We start from the raw sequence: 22,292 nt of genomic DNA, 5'->3' as shown, positions 1-22,292 counted from the left end.
GGCCCCGCCGCTTCAAGAAACGGCCTCACCATGCCCATCAGTTTCGACACAGACCCGATCCGTGAGCTCGCGGCAGCCTTCATGGCTCAGGGCGACAGGATGCGCGAACTGCAACTGGAAGGATCCCGAAGCATCGGCTCCGTCCAGTGGACCGGCATGGCCGGAGACGCGGCCAGGGGCGCGTACGAGACACAGGGCGACGGAGGCGCTCCGGGCAGCGGCGTCGCGCTGAAACTGCTGGAGGCGGCGATCACCGCCTGGCGTATCAGTGAGGCGCTCCAGTCGTACGCGAACACGGTCGACGAGACCATCGAAGAGATGAACAAGGCGGAGGCACTCGCCGGCCTCGCGTCCCTGTTCGGTCTCGCACTGAGCTTCGTCCTCCCCGGAATCGGGGCCCTGCTCGCCTCGCTGTTCGGTGTCGTCGGTCAGGCACTGTCCTTCATCGTCAATGTGGTGAGCCGTGTGATCACTGCGATGGGCAGCATGTCGTGGGTCGGCAATTTTGCCGTGAACGCCGCCCTCGGCGCCGCGTTCCAACTGGGCACGGACCTGTTCGCGCAGGCTCTGGCCAGCTGGGCGACCGGCAGCGAATTCCACGTCGACTGGACCTCGGTGGGTATCAACGCCGGCCTCGGCGCCGCCACCAGTGTGTGGATGGGGCCGAACTGGCGTGGTGTCAAAGGTGTGGGTGCCGCCTCCACCCCGCGCGGCCTCGAGGCGGGCAGGACAACGCCCCCGAGCGTTCCACGGGCCTCGGTCACGCCGGAGGCAGGTACGCCGGTGGCCGGCAAGGCGACGGCCTTCAAGGGGACACCCGTCCCGTCGCCGGCGGGACGGGTGTCGACCCCCGAGGGTGTGTTCTTCACCGGAAAGACCACGGGCGGGACAGCACCCGCCCGAATCGGCAGCTCGTCCACCGGCGCACCGCAGGGCGGCACACCCCACACGGCATCCGTCACCGGCGGTCCTGCCCGCGTGGTGTCCCAGGACACCTCTCCGACACCGGCAGGCACCACCGCCGGCGGCGTGCGACCGGTCCCGAATGCGGGCGGCAGCGATATCCCCGCGCCCACTCACGCCGGTGGCGGCAGCAGCCGGAGTGGCCCTGTGCCGTCCCCGGGGCGGCCCGGGAACCCCACGCATGCCACGGCTTCCGGTGGCTCCTCCTCCGCACGGCCCACCTCGCACACCGCCGCGCCGGACAACGCCGTCCCGTCGGGCCCCGGTTCCACCAGGGCGGGGGCCGACGCCGGTGTACCGATCACGGGCCGGAACACGGGCACGCGTCCGGTGACCACCGTGGGAGGCACCGACGGCGGCAGCCCCTCGCCTCAGGGCGTGAGCGCCCGGCACACCGACGCGACGGACGGCTCCGGCGTCTCTGCCCACGCCGAGGGCCTTTCGCCGGAGCAGCGTGGGGGTAATTTTGCGCGGTTCGGGCGGGATCGTGGGATGTCTGAGGGTGAGGCGGCGCAGTGGGGTGGTCGTCTTGCGGAGGCGCATCGCAGTGGTGATGCGGGTCGGGTCGCGGCGGTCAATCGTGAGTTCGGTGAGCGTGTTGATTCGTTGGCGGTGCAGAGGGCTGTTGATCGGGGTGGGGTTGATGCCGGGACGGGTGTGAGTAGTACGGCTCGTGATGCGGCCAATGCGCGTGAGTTGGCTGTGCATCGTCGTTTGCAGGGTGATCAGGCCGCTCGGGATCTGGTGAGTGGGGTTGACAGGGGGTTGGAGCGGCTTTCGCCGGAGCAGCGTGGGGGTAATTTTGCGCGGTTCGGGCGGGATCGTGGGATGTCTGAGGGTGAGGCGGCGCAGTGGGGTGGTCGTCTTGCGGAGGCGCATCGCAGTGGTGATGCGGGTCGGGTCGCGGCGGTCAATCGTGAGTTCGGTGAGCGTGTTGATTCGTTGGCGGTGCAGAGGGCTGTTGATCGGGGTGGGGTTGATGCCGGGACGGGTGTGAGTAGTACGGCTCGTGATGCGGCCAATGCGCGTGAGTTGGCTGTGCATCGTCGTTTGCAGGGTGATCAGGCCGCTCGGGATCTGGTGAGTGGGGTTGACAGGGGGTTGGAGCGGCTTTCGCCGGAGCAGCGTGGGGGTAATTTTGCGCGGTTCGGGCGGGATCGTGGGATGTCTGAGGGTGAGGCGGCGCAGTGGGGTGGTCGTCTTGCGGAGGCGCATCGCAGTGGTGATGCGGGTCGGGTCGCGGCGGTCAATCGTGAGTTCGGTGAGCGTGTCGCCGGGATAGACGGCGCGCGACTCACGGAGAACATCCTCAACACCCCGGCCAAGGGCACCGAACGCACCGTCAGCCCGACGAGCCATGGAGAGAGCACCTCGCCTTCGGCCGGCCGCAGTGGCAGCAACGACACCACTCCCCCCAACTCGGGAGACCCCCACACGGGTGGTAGCACCTCCACCCAGCATCAGCCGTCCGGTTCGGGCAACGGCCGGACAATGACCGTCGAACTGGACCGGCCCGCCCCGTCCCAGAAGTCCGGCAGCCCACGCGGGGGTGTATCCACATCCACCACGGCATCGTCCGCGAAGGACACCGGCCGGCACGGCGCACCCGAGCCGTCACGCACCAAGGACAACCGCCCCGAAGACACCACCGGTGGAACGTATGGCACCAGTGACACGGACATTCCCACGGCCGGCTTCGGACAGGTCGGCAACCTGACTCCGGAGCAGCGCGGTGGCAACCTCGCCCGCTACGGTCGTGATCACGGTATGTCCGAGGCCGAGGCGAACGACTGGGGCGCTCGCCTCGCCGAGGCCTTCCACAGTGGTGGCGGGCAGCGGATCGCGAGCGTCAACCGCGGCTTCGCCGACCGCATCGACTCCCTGTCCCTCCAGGCCACCCTGAACCGAGGCAGCGCCGACCCCGTTACGGGGGTCAGCGGCACCGCCCGCGACGCGGCGAACGCAAGGGAAGCCCGCACCGGGCAAGCCCTACGACAGGAGAACGCTGCCGGCGACACCGCTACCGACCTCAGTGCGCTCACTCCGGAGCAGCGCGGTGGCAACCTCGCCCGCTACGGTCGTGATCACGGTATGTCCGAGGCCGAGGCGAACGACTGGGGCGCTCGCCTCGCCGACGCTTACCGCAGTGGTGGCGGGCAGCGGATCGCGAGCGTCAACCGCGGCTTCGCCGACCGCCTCACCGAGATGCGCCTCACCGAGGCGATCACGCCCGAGCGCTCGGCCGGCTCGGAGGTCCACGACGCCACGACACAGGACTCCGTGGGCGTCCGCCCCATCGACGAGGCCCGAGTGGAGGAAGGAGCGACACCGGCTCCTCTGACCACGGACCAGCAGAATCCGCCGCTGACCGCGGCTCTCCCACCGAGGAACGCCGAGGACCACGCCGAGGGCGCGTTCGCGGCCTCGCAGGTTTCCGTCTCCGCACAGGCTGCTGCCGTCTCGCTCCCGGTGCCGAACACACCGGCTTCGAGCGAGCCGGTCCCGAGCATCTCCACCCAGGACACTCCGGTGCCCGACCCGGTCATGTCTGCCCACGTGCCGGACGCGTCCGCTCCCACGCCCTGGGCCCAGACTTCCGCCACCGGGGGACCGGGGGTCGGCACGGTCGGTGGTACTCCGAATCCTCTGCCGGGCCCCGGCACCCCCGATCCCGACATGGCCACCGCTGGGGTGGGCACCGGGGCCGACTCGTCCCGTCCGGACACCGGCAAGGCCAGGGATCTCAGTACGCCCGTCGAGTCGCCACTCGACGTACCACAGCCTCTGGAAGAGGCCGACGCACTGGAGATCTACATCCAGGCCCTGCACGCCTACGGACGGGCACTGGAGAACCTGGCCGGCGCCGAGGAGACGTACGCCGCTGGCATGAGCACCTCCTCGTCCCCCGACGGCGAGGCCGTCGCCGCCGCCTGGGAACGCGTCCTGGTGACGGACGCCGGACTGGCCCGGGCCACGGAGTTGTGGCAGCAGGCCACCGGCCGGACTTCGCCGCCCCTCGTGGACGACATCGCCGATCCCCAGGACGAACGGCTGGTGGGAGGAGCCTCGGAGTGGCTGCGCCGCTTCGGCCTCGCCGGCCACCGTCACCACGAGCCGGAACCGGGCGAGATCCTGCGGGTGGATCCTCTCCCGCTGTCCGCTCCGCCGGTCGCCAACTACGCGGTCGAGCCGTCGTCGACGAACCGGGGTCCGGCGACGCAGATGATGATCCCCGGCAGCCGGGACATCGTCATCGCCCACCGGCTCGTGGCGGACGACGCGGGGGCCGCCGCGCAGGCGTTCCGCACCCACCTTGCCCAGCTCGAAGGTGAACTCCGCCGCCAGGACGCCGGCAGCCAGTACGCCCGTATCCTGCGGGAGCAGATCGAAGGGGCCCGCGAGGACCTGGTGATCTTCCAGAGAATGCGGCCCCGGGGCGTGTGGCAGACGCTGCGCCCCCCGCAGGCCGCCGCCCTCGTCATGGCCGAGCGCCGCGGCCACCGGACAGCCGCCGAGGAGCGGCAGCGGCTGATCGACCGGCTTCGCGGTGAGGAATGGATCTGGGCGAGGAACTACCCGCTCGACGACGCACATATCAACGGCCTGGTCGACCAGGTGCACGAGTACCTCCGCACCGGGATGCACCTCACCGTCAACGTTCCGCTGGACAAGGACCTGGGCGACACCGGAACCCTCCTGGACCACTTGCTGTCGTCCGGTCCCGCGGGCCCCCTCCTCGTCAACGCTTGGCAGGTCAGCCCCGACAACGCGGTCTACCTGAACAGGCGGGGCCAAGCCGAGGAACACATGGGTTACGCCGGCTCCGTCAGGCGTGGGGACAACGCTGGCGGCATATACCGGAACGAGTCGGCGCGCGGCCACGCGTTCGTGCCCACCCACGCGGGACGTGCCGACCTGCCCAAGTACGCCGGCCTCACGTCCCCCCGGCGGCCACTGGCCGCGTTCAACTACGGCTCCGCCGTCCTGTATCTCAGGCGGGAAGTGCGCGACCGGGCCACCTTCACCCCCCGCGACAGCTTCAACGCCGGCGAGGGCGGTGCCCAGCAGATCACCGGGCCCGACCAGCTGTGGCCTCTGCTGGCCCGCGGCTGGGACGAGGCCGTCCGGCTCGCTTTCGCCGAGGCCACCGACTTCGCCTACGATGCCCAGTTCCGCGTCTATCGCGATCAGGACCGCGTCCCACCGTTCCGGATCACCCACATGGAGTACTTCGAGGCGCAGATCCACGGCGACGTGACCTGGCACGACCTCGACCGCGTCGTCCTCGTCCACTCCGCCCGCAACCTGGAGCAGGTCAGAGAGCAGCAGCGTAAGCTCCAGCGGTTCGCCGCCGCGCACAATCTCGGCTTCACCGTCGACCTCATACCTGAGTACGTGTCCCCGGCGACCGGGTCCGCCTCCGCACTCGTGCCCGCACCGACCTCGACGAACGACGAGGCCGACCACGATCTCGCGGCGGAGTTCCCGCACACCGTCGTCGAGTACCCGGCCGAGGGCTGGCTCCGCGAAACGGCCGGGGACACGGCGGAGGACGGCCCCCGGGCCACACCGCTGACACACCCGGGCAAGGGCCGGAAGGCCGCGTCCGGGACGGAGTCCGCGACCGAGCACCCGGCCTACCCGGTCGAGGAGCCGGACGAGTCCGAGGCACGTGAGGCACACACCGACGCGCTGCGCGAGTACCTCCACGCACGTGAGGTGCTCGAAGCCACTGAGACGGCCTACGCCGCGGGGGAGGGCATCTCCGACGGCTCGGCCATCAGGAACGCGCACGGGCATGTGCTCACCACCGGTGTCATATTGGCCGAAGCCGAGCGGCGGTTGGCTCGCATCACCGGCCGGGAGGCCCGGCCCGCTGCGGCCACCGAACTCGTCACCCACGACGGCCCGGTGCCGGCATCCCGGCCCGAGCCCGTGTCCGGCCGGGTACTCGAGGTAGCCGCGCTGCCGCTGACGAGCTGGTACACGTCGTCGCTCGACGGCCGCGTCAGGCCCACCATGCCGGAGCCGGGGAGCCGCGACCACGCCCTTGCCGAGACGCTTCGTTCGGACGACGGCCACACGGGTCCGGCAGTTGCCCGCATCGAACACGACGCCGCCGACGAAGCCGTCCGGGCCGACGCGGACCTCCTCGACGTGCTCACTCCGCTCGGCGAGTGGGCGGAGCTGTCCCACGACCAGACGGCCGCGATCGTCGCGGCCGTGCGACACGCCCGGCAGACCACCGGGGCCACCGGCTCCGCCCTGGCCGGGCTGCTGGCCGGCGAGCCATGGGGCCTGACCGCAACGGACCCGATCACCGCCGACACCTTCGAGGTCCTCCACGAGGAGGTGAACGACGTCCTGGCCTACTCCCAGGAGATGATCCCGGCCGGACGTGACCTGCAGATCGCCCACCACCTCCTGTCGGACGACCCCTCGCGGGGGGAGCACGATCTCCAAGAGGAACTGCGCCAGACCGAGGTCGCGTTGGTGAACACCGACGAGGCCGAGGCCCAGTACCTCGTTGCCCTGTGGCGGCACACCCGCAGCGTCGCAGAGGACCTGCGGATCCTCACCGCGTTGCGCGACCGGAGCCTCGCGGGGCTGACCGCTGCCCAAGTCGCCGCGCTCGTGGTCATCGAGCGGCGGGCCGTCCAAGTGCACGAGGCGGAACGGCAGAAGCTCATCGAGACGCTTCGCGGCGGCACGTGGGCCTGGGCCCGGAACTACCCGCTCGACGACGCGCACATCGACGAGCTGCTCGCGCGGGTCCACGCCTACCTGCGTGACCAGACGCGCGTCACCGTGAACGTCAGCCTCGGCCTGTTGTCGGACCGGCTGCTCCAGGAGCCGGTGACCCTGTTCCGCAACGTCTGGGAAGTGGCGGGCCGTTCCCGGGACTACTACGACAAAAGGGGTGAGACCGAGACCCGTCTCGGCTACGAGGCGACCCTGCGGCGTACGACCGCCGGCGGTGGACACCACCCCGCGCCCGCCCACCGGGGCGACGCCGGCGACGTGACCTTCGACCCGGACCCCGCAGGCCGGGCCGAGCTGCCGAAGTACGGCGCGCTGACCTCGCCGCTGCAACCGCAGGGCGCGTATATGTGGGGGGACGTGGCCTTCCACCTGCGCCAGGAAGTCCGCGGCCGGGTCAGCCACACCCCCGGCGACTCGCTCCAGCAGCCCGGTCTCAGAGGCGGACGCGGAGTGACCGGCCCGGATCACCTCTTCCCGCTGCTCACTCATGGCCACGCGCCCCTCGTCCGTTTCGCCTTCGCCGAGGCGACCGGATTCGCCCACGACTCCGACCTGCTCGACTTCATCCTCGCCGGAACCATCGACGAGGAGCAGGCCGAGGAGTTCTTCGGGGAGGACTCGGCGACCCACTACTTCGAGACGCAGATCCACGGCGCGGTCACCTGGTCCGACGTGGAACGTATCGTGCTGGTGCGGACCGAGGGCGACGGAGCCCGGCAGGAAGAACTCCGGCGTCGCCTGGAGGCCTTCGCCGTGGAGCACGACCTCGCGTTCCAGGTGGAGCTGTACAGCCCGCCGGAGACAACGCTTTCGGCCGACGCGGCCCGAGTCCTGGTGGAGAGGGCGGAGCAGGTTCCCGGGGCCACGTACGAGGAGACAGCGCCACCGGCCCACACACCCCAGTTCACCGAGGACGTCGCCCCGGCCGGCCGGACCGGCTCCGGCCCGGAGGCCGAGGACCATGACGACGTGTGGTCCGCTCCGGCCACCTGGGCGACTCCGACGCCGCTGACGAGCTGGTACACCTCCCCGCTCGACGGCCCGGTGAGGTCGACCGCGCTCACGCCCGGGGACCGCGACAGGTTCCTGGCCCAGGTGCTGCGGTCGGCGAGGTCCGCCAGGGACGTGGACGGCGTCCTTGCGGAACTCGCCGATGAGCGGGCGGCGGCCGAGCGGCAGGAGGCACGGGGGCGGACCACCGGCGCCAGGACGACCACCGCGGACATCGAGGCCGACATCGACCTGCTCACAGTCCTGCCGCGGCTCGGCGCGTGGCACAGCCTCACCCCGGACCAGGTGGCCGAGGCAGTCGCAGCGGTGCGCCACCTTCGCCGAATGACCGGTACGACCGGTACGGGCTTGACCGACGTCTTGGCCGACGAGCCCTGGAACCTGACCTCGATCACCCCGCTCAACCCCATCAGATTCGCCTGGCTGCGCCAGGTGGCGTATGACGCCATTGTTCCCTCCCAGGAGATGGTGCCGGGCGGGCGCGACCTTCAGATCGCCCGGGAACTCATGGTGGACGGCCCTCGGGCCGGGGAAGGACTGCGCCAGGAGTACCTCCGGGCTCGCACCGGGGTGATGAACGCCGCCCGGTACGGGACGGCGGCCCCCTATGTCCAGGCGCTGCAACGGCACACCCGCAGCGTCGAGGAGGATCTGCGGATCTTCTCCGCGATGCGCGACCGCCGACCGGCAGGGCTGACACCGGCGCAGATGGCCTCGATGGTCGTGATCGAGCGGCGCGGTCAGCAGGTCGCCTCGCTGGAGATGGCTGAGCTCGTCCGTCGACTCCGCGGCGGCGCATGGGCGTGGGCGCGGAACTATCCGCTGCAGGACGTACACATCGGTCAGTTGCTCGGCCGGGTGCACGGCCACCTGCGTAACCGGATGCGCATCACGGTGAACATCGATATCGAGGCGAGGGACGGGCAGGGGGTCCGCGTCCTCGACCGCCTCCTCGAGAACGAGGTGCTGTTCCGCAACCGCTGGGAGATGGCCCCCCATCTGGGCGTCTCCTACCTGCAGCGCCGCGGCGAGACCGAGACACACCTGGGATACGCCGCGACCCTCCGGCGCACGGAAGCCGGTGGCGGGACCCATCCTGCCCCGCCGCCGATGTGGAGTCGGGAGCCTGTGCATTACGCCCCGACCGGGGAGGGACGCTCTGAGTTGCCGAGGTACGGAGCGCTGACCTCGCCGCTGCGGCCGCAGGGTGCAGACGCGTATGGCGATGCGGTCTTCTACCTGCGTCAGGACGTCCGGGGCAGAGTCACCCACACCCCGGAGGATTCCGTGGACGCGTTCGGCTTGGCCGGCGTCCGCGGAGTGACTGGCCCGGATCACCTCTTCCCGTTGCTCGTTCACGGCCGTGAGTCCTTGGTCCGGCTGGCCTTCGCCGAGGCCACCGACTTCGCCTACGACCGCGAACTCCGCCGCATCGTGATCGACGGGCGAGTGAGCGATGCGGCGGCCGAGCAATTCTTCGGTGAACCCCTGGAATACTTCGAAACCCAGATCCACGGCGCGGTGCGCTGGTCCGACGTGGAACGCGTCGTGCTGCTCGACACCCCGCACACCACCGGGCAGAACCGGCGGTACCAGCGCATTCTCGAGGACTTCGCCGCCTCGCGCGGCCTCGGGCTCCGGGTGGAGCTGTACACCGCGCCCACCCATCAGGGGACCGCGGCTCCCGCTTGGGTGGCACCCGCCGTCGCGGACGGGCCCGCGGCCGGTGTACCGACAGTGGAGGAAACCCCGGCCGAGTCGTCGGGGTCGTCGGTGGGTGTGTTCGCGGGGTTGCGGGTGCTGGCGGAGGCGGCGCGGGTTGATACGGAGTGGTTCGACGCTGCGCGGTCGGGTGTGCGTCGGGACGGCAGGCTGGCGGGGTCGCATGCGGCGATCCGGTTCGATGTGCGGCGTTTCCAGACGGCCGCGGGTGTGTGGGTGGCCGATCTGACGGTTCGGGTGCGTCTGGTGCCGGTGGGTGGTGTTGCGGACGGTGACGTGCGTGAGGTGGCTGACCGGGTGGCGGGTCTGTTCGCGCGGGAGGTGAACGGGGCGGGTTACCGGTTGCCGGGCGGGGATCTGCTGCATGTGAACGTGGAGTTCGTCGGTGACGGGGCTTCGGCTCATCACCGTGTCCGTGTGCATGCGGGCGGTGGTGCGACCACGACGCGGGACTGGTTCCTGTCCCAGGGTGATGGTGTGCCCACGAGTGTCTTCCAGCTGGGTCATGAGGTCGGCCACATGGTGGGGCTGAAGGACCAGTATCTGGATCCGGCCATGGCGCTGCGGCACCGTCCGGGGTTGTCGGCGGTGCGCGAGGGCGGGTCGGTGATGGCGGCCCATCCCCGGGGTGGCCGTTTCCTCAGCGACGAGGATCTGGCCCGTATCCACACGGTGATCACCAGCGGTCCCGTCATCCGCGATCTCCCCCACCCCCTCGCCCCCACCACCGACACCGCCGGCGACAGCGGCGGCACCCTCAGCATCACCACCACGGACGCGCCCCTTGCCGAGGAGGCCTACGCCACGGCGATCCAGTGGCTCCTTGCCCTCGACCCAGTGGACACCCAGGCGTTGTCGGACCTCCTTCGCCACCGGGCCTCCAGCCATTGGGTCCACACCCCTTCGGCGCTGCGCGATGCCTTCACGCGCGTGGCCGGCGTCCCGTTGGCCGAGGCCGTCGACGACGCGGTGGCCGCTGGACGCCTGACCGGGCGGCCGCCGCGGGACATGCTCCACGTCATGGGTTTGACCAGCGAGCCTGCCCACGCCGATGCGGAACCGGGGCAGCATGCCTCCCACATCGGCGACGGACGGTTCTCGTTCGCGCCGGGTTACCGCGACGCCCTCCGGCCAGAGACGGAGCCCGCGGAGGAAAACGGCTCCTGGACGGCCCCGGCCACCTGGACGGCATCGGTGTATCCGATGCCGTTGACGAGCCACCATTTCTCCGTCGGAAGCGGCGGGCTGGCGCCCACCGCCTTCCGCCCGGGAAACCGTGACCTGTCCCTGGCCCAGACGCTGCGCTCCGAGGACATTGAGGATGCCGTCGACGAGGCCCAGACAGAACTCGCCGTCGAGTGGGAAGACCAGTGGCGTCGAGCGGACGCCGAGGCGGACTCGGATCTGCTGGACGTGCTGCCGCGGCTGGGCGCGTGGAGGGAGCTGTCGCACCAACAGGTGAGCAGGGTCGTGGCGGTGGCGCGGTATGTCCGCCGGACCACGGGCCTGACCGGCCAGCACCTCACCAAACTGCTGGCCGGGGCTCCGTGGCGCATCACACCGAGGGAACCGATAATCCCGGCGCGACTGCCGGAGCTGACTGATCTGGTCCTTGAGACGCTGGTCCCGTCGCAGCACATGGTGCCGGGCGGCCGGGATCTCGAAGTCGCCCGGGCGCTCATGTCCAGTGACCCACAAGGCCGCGAGCTCCGGATGCGTACCGAAGTGGCGACCATTCAGCGGACGATCGAGCGACTGCCCAGGACGCAGACCACCGTCCTGTACCACCAGGCGCTGAGCCGGCATGCCCAGAGCATCGTCGAGGACTTGAACATTCTGTTGGCGATTCGGAATCGCCGGCTGAACCGGCTCACGCCCGCGCAGGTGGCCGCTCTCGTGGTTATCGAACGGCGTACACAGCAGTCGGCCGGCACGGACCGCCAGGCGCTCGTCCACAAGCTTCGGAGCGGTACCTGGCACTGGGCGCGGAACTACCCTCTGCAGGATGCGCACATCGGTCAACTGATCAGCCGGGTGCACGGCTATCTGCGCGACCGGATGCGCGTCACGGTGAACGTGAGACTCTCGGCCATACGGGCGGGACGCACCGTCCTGGCCGGGATGCTGGCCAGTCCACAGGTCGCGCTTCGCTCCATCTGGGAGATCCCGCCGGCCGACTTCGTGTTGCAGTACTACGCCTACCTCCGACAGCGCGGACAGGTCGAGGAACGCTTGGGATACGCGGCCTCTCTCCGGCGTACGACGGTCGACGGCGGGTTCCACCAACCCCCTCTGGCCCTCTGGGGCCGAGGGCCGGTGTACTTCGCACCGGAGCCTGCGGGGCAGCAGGATCTGCCGAAGTACGGAGCGCTGACCTCACCGCTGCGGCCGCAGGGTGTGGAAGGCTACGGCGAGGCGGTCTTCTACCTGCGTCAGGACGTCCGGGGCAGGGTCACCTACACCCCCTACGACTCCATGGATGAAGCCGGCTTGGCCGGCGTCCGCGGAGTGACCGGCCCGGATCACCTTTTCCCCCTGCTCGCTCACGGCCACGAGTCCCTCGTTCGGCTGGCCTTCGCCGAGGCCACCGACTTCGCCTACGACCCCGACCTGCGCAGGATCGTCGTCAACGGCGCCATCGACGAGGAGAGGGCACAGCGCCTCTTCGGTCTCAAGTTCAAGGACGCGTACTTCGAGGCCCAGATCCACGGCACCGTGGCCTGGTCCGATGTGGAACGCGTCGTCCTGATGCACGGGCGATTCGATCAGCCCGTGATCCAGCAGTACGCCAGGACGTTGCGGGAGTTCTTCGCCAGGTACGGCCACGCAGTGCAGGTCGAGACCCGTGCCAAGACGCTGGCGACCGGCTGGGATGCCGCCCCCACCTGGACGGCCGCTCCGGTGTCCGAGGACAGCTTCGGTGAGGTGTCTGCCGGAGAGGACGAGTCGTCGGGGTCGTCGGTGGGTGTGTTCGCGGGGTTGCGGGTGCTGGCGGAGGCGGCGCGGGTTGATACGGAGTGGTTCGACGCTGCGCGGTCGGGTGTGCGTCGGGACGGCAGGCTGGCGGGGTCGCATGCGGCGATCCGGTTCGATGTGCGGCGTTTCCAGACGGCCGCGGGTGTGTGGGTGGCCGATCTGACGGTTCGGGTGCGTCTGGTGCCGGTGGGTGGTGTTGCGGACGGTGACGTGCGTGAGGTGGCTGACCGGGTGGCGGGTCTGTTCGCGCGGGAGGTGAACGGGGCGGGTTACCGGTTGCCGGGCGGGGATCTGCTGCATGTGAACGTGGAGTTCGTCGGTGACGGGGCTTCGGCTCATCACCGTGTCCGTGTGCATGCGGGCGGTGGTGCGACCACGACGCGGGACTGGTTCCTGTCCCAGGGTGATGGTGTGCCCACGAGTGTCTTCCAGCTGGGTCATGAGGTCGGCCACATGGTGGGGCTGAAGGACCAGTATCTGGATCCGGCCATGGCGTTGCGGCACCGTCCGGGGTTGTCGGCGGTGCGCGAGGGCGGGTCGGTGATGGCGGCCCATCCCCGGGGTGGCCGTTTCCTCAGCGACGAGGATCTGGCCCGTATCCACACGGTGATCACCAGCGGTCCCGTCATCCGGGACCTTCCCCACCCCCTCGCCCCCACCACCGACCCCGCCGGCGACAGCCACCAGGGAGCACCGGCCACCAGCACGATGGCCGACGCGGAGCCGACCGTCCCCGGCCCCGCCCAGGCCATGGTGACCGTTCCGGCGAACACCTGGGGAGGACCGGCGCCGACGCTGCGCCTCCTCACCGGACCCGACCACGCCTCCGAGCCCGCGACGCCTCCGGCCGCTGCCACGGGCAGCCGTGCTCAACTGCCTCAGCAGGGGTCCGCACGGCATTCCGCGGTGCCGGCCGCGTTCCTCGACGAACCCCGCGGCAGCGTTTCCGGCTCGGTGTCGCAGCCGGCCGGCTCGGTGCCTGAGGTGCCTGAGGTGCCTGAGGCCCGTGAGGTGGCTCTGGCCGGGTTCCAGCGGGTGTGGGCGAAGTCGCCGGACAGTGAGGTTCCGCAGGGGCCGGTGCACCGTGCGGTGATCCGGGCTTATGACGTGACGGCTCGTTTCCAGCCGGTCGAGCCCGGTCTGTTCGCGCGGTTGGGTGAGCATGCCGAGGACTTCGCGGGGCTGTCCGGGGTGGACCAGGACATCGTCGTTCTCGCTCACCACCTGTACCGCCGTCCCGAGGCCGGCTCCCGGGAGGCCGAGGACCTCGCCCGGGACCTGGCCGGCCGCACCACCCCGCCCCGCACCACCCCGCCCCGCACCACCCGGCCCGGCGGCGCCCTCATCCGCTTCAACAGCGCCCAGCGCGCCGCCTACCACACGATCACCCCCCGTCTTGCCCCTCACCTCACGCGCGTCCCCAGGCAGGGGATTCAGGTGGACTCCCCGCTCCGGGCGTATCTCTTCCCACGAACCACCCAGGGCGAGGTGACGTCCGAAGCGATGGACTACCTCACTGAGATGATTGCCCACGAGAGTGAGGAAGACCGTCGGCGCGTCGAGAGCGCCGCGGGTGTCTCGGTCGCCGACAACCTCACCGACGCCGCTCTGCTTTCCCTGCTCGCACCCGGCATTCGCGCCGACTACCCGGAGTTGGAGTCGTACCTGGCGCGTCCCGCGGGCTCCGGCAACGCCGACCGCAACAGCGCCGGCGATCTGCTCCGCCTCCGGCAGCTCACCATCGGCACCACGCGCGTGGCCGTCGAGTACGACCCCACGGAGCCGCAGCTCCTGAGGGACCGCCGGATGCAGCAGCTGCAACGGGCCGTCCAGTTCGTTCTGATGGCGGGCTTCGACGTGCCCGACTTCAGGGCCTACCTCCCCAAGTACACCCGTCGCATCGAGGTGGGGCCGCACGGAGAGATCGTCACGGAAGACTTTCTCGGCGGCGCGATTGCACAGCACGAGTCCCCGAACTATCTCCTCCTCAGCCCCCAGCTGCTGAGCCCGGGCCCGAGACAACGCGATGACCAGGGCGTGTTCTACGGCCTGGCCATGCGGTTCGACAACTACGGGATGGGAGTCGTCGTCCACGAGCTCGGTCACTTGCTGCACCACGCGCAGAAACCGGGACTCAAGGCGGACCAGATGGACACGCGGCTCCGCACGCAGTCGGTGCCGCACGCGACGTCGCTGAGCGCCTACGCCGGCGCGGAGCCCTTGGAGTTCGTGGCCGAAGCCTTCGTCGCCCGAGTGCTGAGCATGCCGCTGACCGACGGGCAGGCCGCGCTGTACGCCGGGTTGGGCGGCCCGCTCCCCGTCCGGGCATCGATACTGTCCGCTCCCCCGAGGTCGGAGGAGGACTTCCAGCGCCTGCACGACAGGGTGGTACCGCTTCTGGCACGGCGCGGCGACCGTCGTCCTGTCCGTCTGGGAGACGTTGCCCGGGCGTACGGGAGACTGCCCCTGGACGTGCAGCTCTCCTACCTGCAACTGGTGGCTGCGGCGGTTGCGGACGTCATCCAGACGGGTCGTGTGGGCCGCATGCTGGGCGGTGCCCAGCCGCATCCGGCTGTCGCCGTGCCCGCAGAGCCCGTCGCGGGCACCTTCGCTGGTCGGCCCGGCGAGGTGGTGACCGGTGACGACACCGTCCTCCCGGCCGTCGCGGAGGCGTCCCGGCCGGGTGCCGGGTCCGAGGGCGGCGGTGTGGCGGACGGGCTGTCGTCCGGGGCGCGTGAGGTGGCTCTGGCCGGGTTCCAGCGGGTGTGGGCGAAGTCGCCGGACAGTGAGGTTCCGCAGGGGCCGGTGCACCGTGCGGTGATCCGGGCTTATGACGTGACGGCTCGTTTCCAGCCGGTCGAGCCCGGTCTGTTCGCGCGGTTGGGTGAGCATGCCGAGGACTTCGCGGGGCTGTCCGGGGTGGACCAGGACATCGTCGTTCTCGCTCACCACCTGTACCGCCGTCCCGAGGCCGGCTCCCGGGAGGCCGAGGACCTTGCCCGGGACCTGGCCGGCCGCACCACCCCGCCCCGCACCACCCGACCCGGCGGCGCACCCGTGCGGCTCAACCCGGCCCAGCTCACTGCCTACCACCAGCTGACCCGTAGCCTCGCACGTTACGTAGAACGCATTTCGAGGGAAGAGGTTCTGTCGGACTCCGTTGCTCGAATGCTGCTGTTCCCGCGGGTTCCCCGGAGCAATGCGGTGTCGGATCAGGCTCTGGATTTCTATCGCACATTCCTGAGGGGTGAGGGGATAGAGCATCTTGACAATATCGCGTCCAGGGGAGGTGTGTCCGTTGCCCACGGAATGACGGATACCGCTCTGCTCTCCCTGCTCACTCCCGAAGTCAAGAACGCATACCCGGAATTGCAGTCGTATCTGGCCCGTGTCACGCGATCGGACAACACCGACCGGAACACCGCACGTGACCGGATGATCACTCGGAATGTCGTCGTTGGTGCGACGAGTATTGCCGTCACCCTCGACCCTACGGAGCCTTCACGCCTGACCGATCAACGGATTGGGCAGCTCAGCGGAGCGGTCCAGGCGGTTGTGGCTGCGGGATTCGACGTGCCCGATTTCCAGGTTCATCTCCCCAAGTACACCCGGAACATTCAGGTGAGGGCTGACGGAAGGATTGTCGAGGAAGACCTGCTCGGGGGGGCAGTGGGGGAGTTTCGTCACCCGAACCTCCTCGTGCTTTCGCCTCAACTGTCGGGAACGCATGAAAGGGCACGCAACAGTGAAGGTGTTTTCTATGCCTTGTCCCTGCAGGTCGCGAACCCAGGGCAGGGACTCATCATCCATGAACTGGGTCACCTGTTGCACGAGGTGCAAAGTGCATCGATCAAGGCAGACCTCATGGACACGAGGTTCCTCCCTGGTTGGGAGGTGAAGGCGGCATCGCTGAGTACCTATGCGAGGGGAAGCGCCGCAGAGTTCGTGGCTGAGGCATTTCTGGCTCGTGTGATGGGCAAGAGACTGACTGAACATCAGGCGGCGTTGTATTCCGCCTTGGGTGGCCCGATCCCTGCCAGACCGTTCCTGGTATCGGCCCCTGAGCTGTCGTCGCAGCAGCTTCAGTTGCTGCTCGAAGCAGCTAACGGAATTCTCGCGAGGCGCGGTTTCCTTCGCGTCGTCAATCAGCGAGAGGTCGCCCGGATCCACCGAGGACTACCGCTCGACATCCGGCTTTCCTATCTGCAGCTCATGGCTGCGGCGGTCGCGGATGTGATCCAGACCGGTCGGGTCGGTCGGATGCTGGGTGGTGCCCAGGCCGACGAGACCCACCCGGCTGCCGCGACGCGGGGCGAAATCATGGCCAGTACCTCGGTGGCTTGGCTCGACCAGGATGCTGTCCGAACTGATCTCGCGCCTCCCACCGCGGCAGGGGAAGCCGAGGCCGTTGGCCCCTCCGAGTCCGGGGACGCCAGTGCGATCGGTGCGCTGCCCCCGGAGCGGGGCGAGGAGGCCTTGGCGGCGTTCCAGCGCGTGTGGTCGAAGTCGCCCGACTCCGATAGGCCACAGGGCCGGGTCCATCGTGCGGTGATCCGTGCGTATGACGTGACGGCTCGCTTCCAGCAGGTCGAGCCCGGGCTGTTCGCGAGGCTGGAGGAGCATGCGGAGGACTTCACGGCCCTGGATCCAGTGGATCAGGACATTGTCGTCCTTGCTCGTCATCTCCTTCGCAGCCCGGAGATCCCCATGCGGGAGGCGGAGGAGGTCGCCCGCGCCCTCGCCGCCACCGACGCCCGGCTCCGTACCACCCGATCCGGTGGCGCACCCGTAAGGCTCAACAAGGCCAAGCGCGCTGCCTACAAGCGGATCGATCCCGCGCTTGCCCCGTACGTTGCGCGGGTCCCGCGAGACGAAGACAATTCCGACGTCGGTTTCCTGTACTTGTTCCCGCGTCTTCCCGACGGCACACTGTCGCCGGCAGCATTGATGGACAACTATCAAAAAGAAGCCGAGGAGGCGCTTCAGTATCAGGAAGCGGACGACAGCCGCAACGGCGTGTATGTTGCTGTTGGCGTCCCGGACAACGCGATATGGTCTCTGAGGAACACTTCACAGTGGCGTGAATTCCCCGAACTGGCGGCGTACCTTGAGCGCCCTGCCGGTTCTGGTAATTCCGACAGGAATACACCCTTCCGTGCTCTCGTTGCCGAGGTTCGCTCGGTCGGTACCACGGTCATCACCTATCACTTCGATGCTACGGAGCCTCGATGGCTGACCGACCAGAGGATCGCGCAGGCCTCGCGAGCGGTCGCCTGGGTCCAAGCGGCTGGTTTCGACGTGCCGGCTCTCGACGTCTACCTCACCAAGTACAACCGTCGCCTCCAGGTGCAGGCGGACCTCCGTATTGAGGAGGTCGACGAGAATGACGAAGACGAGTATGCCGCGTTTGTTCCGCCCAATCGGGTGTTTCTCAGCTCCGAGCTGTTGAAGAAGGGAATGAAGAGGGCCGTCACCAGGGACGGTGTGATCGTCCAGGCCGACATGCGCTTCGAGGACCAAGGGACGGCCGTCGTCGTCCATGAACTCGGCCATTTCCTCCACTACACCCACAACTCGGCGCGCTTCGCGGACCTGGTCGATACTCAGTTCCATCCCTCCGTGTTGCCGCACGCACGGGCGGTGAGCGTATACGGTGAAGATCCTAAAGAATACCCGGCGGAGCATTTCCTCGGTCTCGTCATGGGCATGGAATTCACTGACGAGCAGCGCAACATCTATCACGCCCTCGGAGGGCCTCTTCCTCATCGCGTTGCGAACCGAGTCCTACCGGAACTCACTGCCGAAGAGTTCGAGAGCCTGCGTAGAAAAGTCAATCGAGCCTTGGCGAAGCGCCATGACGCGCATAGTGCCGGCACCGGGGATGTCGTCAGGGCGTATCGGATGCTGCCGCAGGATCTGAGGCTGGCGTGGTCGGGGTACAAGGCCGAGGCGATCGCGGACATCCTGCAGACCGGCCGCGTCGGCAGACGGCACGGTCTGCCGGTCGTTGAGTGGGCCGCAGTCCCGGAGCAGCCCGTCGCGGGTGGCTCGGGGAGTCGGCGCGGCAACGCGGAGAGTCGGCCCCCGATGCTCACAGGGCCGTTCCTGACGAGCAGCGGCCGACAGGATGCGCAGGGTTGGCAGCGTTCGGTGAGCGCTGCACCGGCGGGTCCGGCGCGACCCCAGCCGTTCCCCATCCTCCGTGAACTGCGGAACGCCCAGGGGGTTCTGTTCGGCTATGCCTCCTACCACGATGCGGAGTGGACGCATGGGGCCGCCGTCGGCGCAGACAATTCGATGCGGGCTCTGCTGCCCCAGCTGCAGACGATGACCCAGGCCGTGGACGGCTGGTTCGTTACCGTGGGCAACGGCCGTACCTGGCATGAGAGGGATTCCTTCCCGCTTCCCTGGCGGGCCCCGGGAGAGCCGCTGCCCGTCTTCTTCGCCGCGCACGGGTCGCCGACCTGGATACAGGTCGCGATGCCGAACGACCTGAGAATGCCGCTGGACCAGCAAAGAACCGCCCAATTCGTCTCCCGGGTACTGCCCACGCTTCCCGCGGAGACACCGGTGGTGCTGTGGTCGTGCCGTACCGGAGCCGTCCCACCGGGTGAGGACGAACTCCAGTCCCCGCCACTGGCCCAGTACGTGGCCAACCTGAACCGGCGACTGGTGTGGGCGCCGGTGACCATGACGGGTGCCACCCACAGCGGCCGGGGCGCGCTCAACCAGCCGGTTGTCGCGCTCGTTCGGGACGAGGAAGGTGTTCCGGGCCGGGTGCTGCCCTTCTGGCCCGAGCCAGGCGAGGAGGAACTCCGCTCCCTGACCAGTGCGGTCCTGGGAAACGCTGAGGGAGAGCAGTCCGCGTATGTCCTTCGACTGCTCCGGCTGCTGCGCGTCACTGTGGGGAGAACCTTCCAGAATGCCTCGCGATACCTGGCCCAGGAGGCCAACGGCGGGCTCCTCCGGGACATCCGGGCGCTTCGTGCGATCGACACTCTCCGTCGGCAGTCGCCCGAGTTCCAGGGCGGCCCCTTCACCGCGGACGTATTCCGGCGTCTGGTGACCCGGATCATGATCCTGCTGCCCACGCAGCCCTTGTCCCACGGCCATTACCGACGGGTCCTGGACGCCGTCTCGAGCAGAATCCCGTTGGCGCGGAACACCGCCCTGACGGACGTCTGGCCTGAGCTGACCCGCCCGTCGCTCCTGCTCCACCCGCTCCGCGACGCCCGGCGGAACCTGGTGGGCTACGCCTCGTTCGGCCGGACCCGGTGGACGTCACCGGCTCACCCGGGCAGCTACGCCTCCCGGCACGACCTGCACCAAGCCCTCGCGGAAATCTCCTGGGCGTCGGACGGACAGTTCGTCGGCCGACAGTGGCGTGAACTCACCCGCTACGCGCTCCCCTGGCGGGCCTCGGGAGAACCGGCGCCGATCTTTTTCGCCGCCCCGTCCAACGCTGTGTCGGGAGTCGAACTCGCGACCACGGGTGGCGATCCGCTCCAGTTCGACGAGCGCGAGGCAGCGACCCTCCTGGGCAACCTGCTCGGGCGGTACTCCGGCGGCATCCCGCAAGCGGCGGAGACGCTCCCGGACAACGCACCCCTGGTGCTCCTCCTCGACGGCGCGGCGTCCGCACCGGACGACTGGGACGAACGCCGGCCGCCGATCCCCCAGTTGGTGGCCAACGGGACCGGGCGCCTGGTCTGGGCCGTGACCACCGAACTCGACGTCGTCTCGGGCGAATGGTCGTCGGTGGGCCGTGCCGCGATGTCCGTCACACGGGAGGCCCAGGGGAATGCAGGACAGCTGGTGCCGTTCTGGCCGGACCTGCCGGCCGCGGAACTCGCCGACCACGCACTCGTCGTCCTGCCCAGCTCGCCCCTCCCGCCCGCTATGCGGTCCGCGTACATCCAGGCACTGGTCCGCGTGCTGCGCCAAACCCTGGGAAGGACTTGGCAGAACGCCTCGCAGTATCCGGGCTTCGAGGCCGGCTCGAGCTTCCGGTCGGCTGTGCAGGCACTGGTCAGAGTCGACCACCTCCGCCGGCAACTTCCGGGGTACGGCGGGCCCCTCCTGACCGCCCGGATGCTCCGCGACCTGGTGTCCCGGGCCCTGGCGCTGCCGGCCGCCCAGCCGTTGACAAGGGACCATTACCTGCGGGTGCTGCGCACCGTCCAGGGCGCCCCGCAGCGTGGCCCCGGGAGCACCCTCGCCGAGATGTTCCCCGCGGGTTCGTTCAACGGACACCTGCCCCCGGCGTACGGCGGACACATCCAGTCGGACGTTCCCATGAGTGGTTTCCCCTCCGGCCGGCCGACCCCGGAGGGTGGGCCGACCGCGCGTACGCCTATCGTCCGGCACGACATCCGTGACGGGCTGGGTCAACTGATCGGATACGCCTTCCACACCGATGCCGACATGACGTCGGATCCCCATGGGGGCGGTCAGTTCTCCCGTGAGTCCAGGTTCCGTCGGCTGGGCGACACGCGCTGGGGCATGAGGCTTGACCGGAAAGGACGGATGACGGAGAAGTTCCTGTTGCCGTGGCGGCGGGTCACCGGTGCGCCGAGCCCGTACTTCATCGCTGCCCATGGCCACCCGACCTCTCGCGGGTTCATGGTCCCGTTCGATACCGGAACGACCGTCGAACTCTCTGCCGAGCAGAGCACCACGTTGGTTGCCGGACTGGTGCGGAATCTTCCGGACGACGCGCCTCTGGTGCTCCTCATCTGCTTCGCAGGGTTCAATCCCCATGGCCCCGAGGACCTCGACGAGACTTCGCTGGGCCAGCGTGTGGCGAACGCGACGCGACGCATCGTGTGGGCCACCACGGCGGTCACCTGGATCGGTCCGACACCGGACACATTCGAGGACTCCGTCTCGCTGCAGTGGCACGAGAGCGGCAACGAACTGGCGATGTTCGCGCCGGAGCCGACCCCTGAGCGGATCGCCGTCCTCACGAACGAGATGACCGGCACGGTGGACGAGGAGGCCCAGTCCGGTGTTCTTCGGCTCGTTCGCCTGCTGCGGCGCGTCTTCGGTGCCGGATTCGAGCAACATCCCGACTACCCGGCCTATCTGGCCGCCTTGCACCGGACCGACCGACTCCGCAGGACCCACCGTGACTTCGCCGACGGTCGGATCAACCGGCTCCTGCTGTGGGACTTCGTGGCCCGCGCCATGGCGGTGGCCCCGGACCGAGTGACCGCGGATGTCGTGGCCTCAGCTTTGAGGAAGGTCAGCCGGGCCCTCCCGGATGCCGCCGTCGGGGAGATCTTCCCCGCTCTGGCTCCGGCCGGCCGCCGAGCCACGGTGCTCCAGCCCGCGCAGGCGGGCCCCGAGGCGCTGAGCGGCGGCGGACCGAGGAACGTCCTCCGTGGCGGTTACGGTCACCCGTCCGCGTCGGCCGACCGTGGCGCCCACCGACTCGGTCACGCCTCTACCCCGGGACACATCCGCTACGGCCATCCTCAGGGCCTCGAGAGTCCCGCCGCCGAGGCCGACACCGGAGGTCGGTCCGGCATGTCGGACGGTGCGTCCGGTGAAGGGGCGCCCAGAGAGCGCCACACCGACGACGGCCGGCCGGAGCACCCGATGGTGGCCATGATCCGAGCCGAATACGAGGAGGCACGGGTCGCGCTCGAGAGCGCCAGGACTAACCTGCGCGCGGCTGAGGCCGCCGCTGCGGCCGGCGAGAGCGTCGGCTGCGAGGTGTCCGTGGCCCGGGCGCTGGCGGACGAGGCCGCACAGCGGTGGGAGAGGGCACGGACGAGCCGGAGCCACCTTACGGACCACTGACCACGTCGCAGGACGACGAACCCGACCGGACAAGCACGAGCGAGTAAGGCACC

1 protein-coding gene is annotated in these 22,292 nt (G+C 69.3%); it reads left to right on the top strand.

Translation table 11 applies throughout. The features are described from left to right. Positions 1 to 456: 456 nt before the first annotated feature. On the top strand, positions 457 to 22,239 hold the full coding sequence (locus QFZ64_RS10860; RefSeq protein ID WP_307064675.1) for a hypothetical protein: 21,783 nt from the start codon (positions 457 to 459) through the stop codon (positions 22,237 to 22,239). The last annotated feature ends 53 nt before the right edge of the window (positions 22,240 to 22,292 follow it).

This window comes from Streptomyces sp. B3I8 (genome assembly GCF_030816915.1).
Lineage (GTDB): Bacteria > Actinomycetota > Actinomycetes > Streptomycetales > Streptomycetaceae > Streptomyces.
Note: the sequence above shows the minus strand (reverse complement) of the source record. Positions and strands in the feature narration are given on the sequence as shown.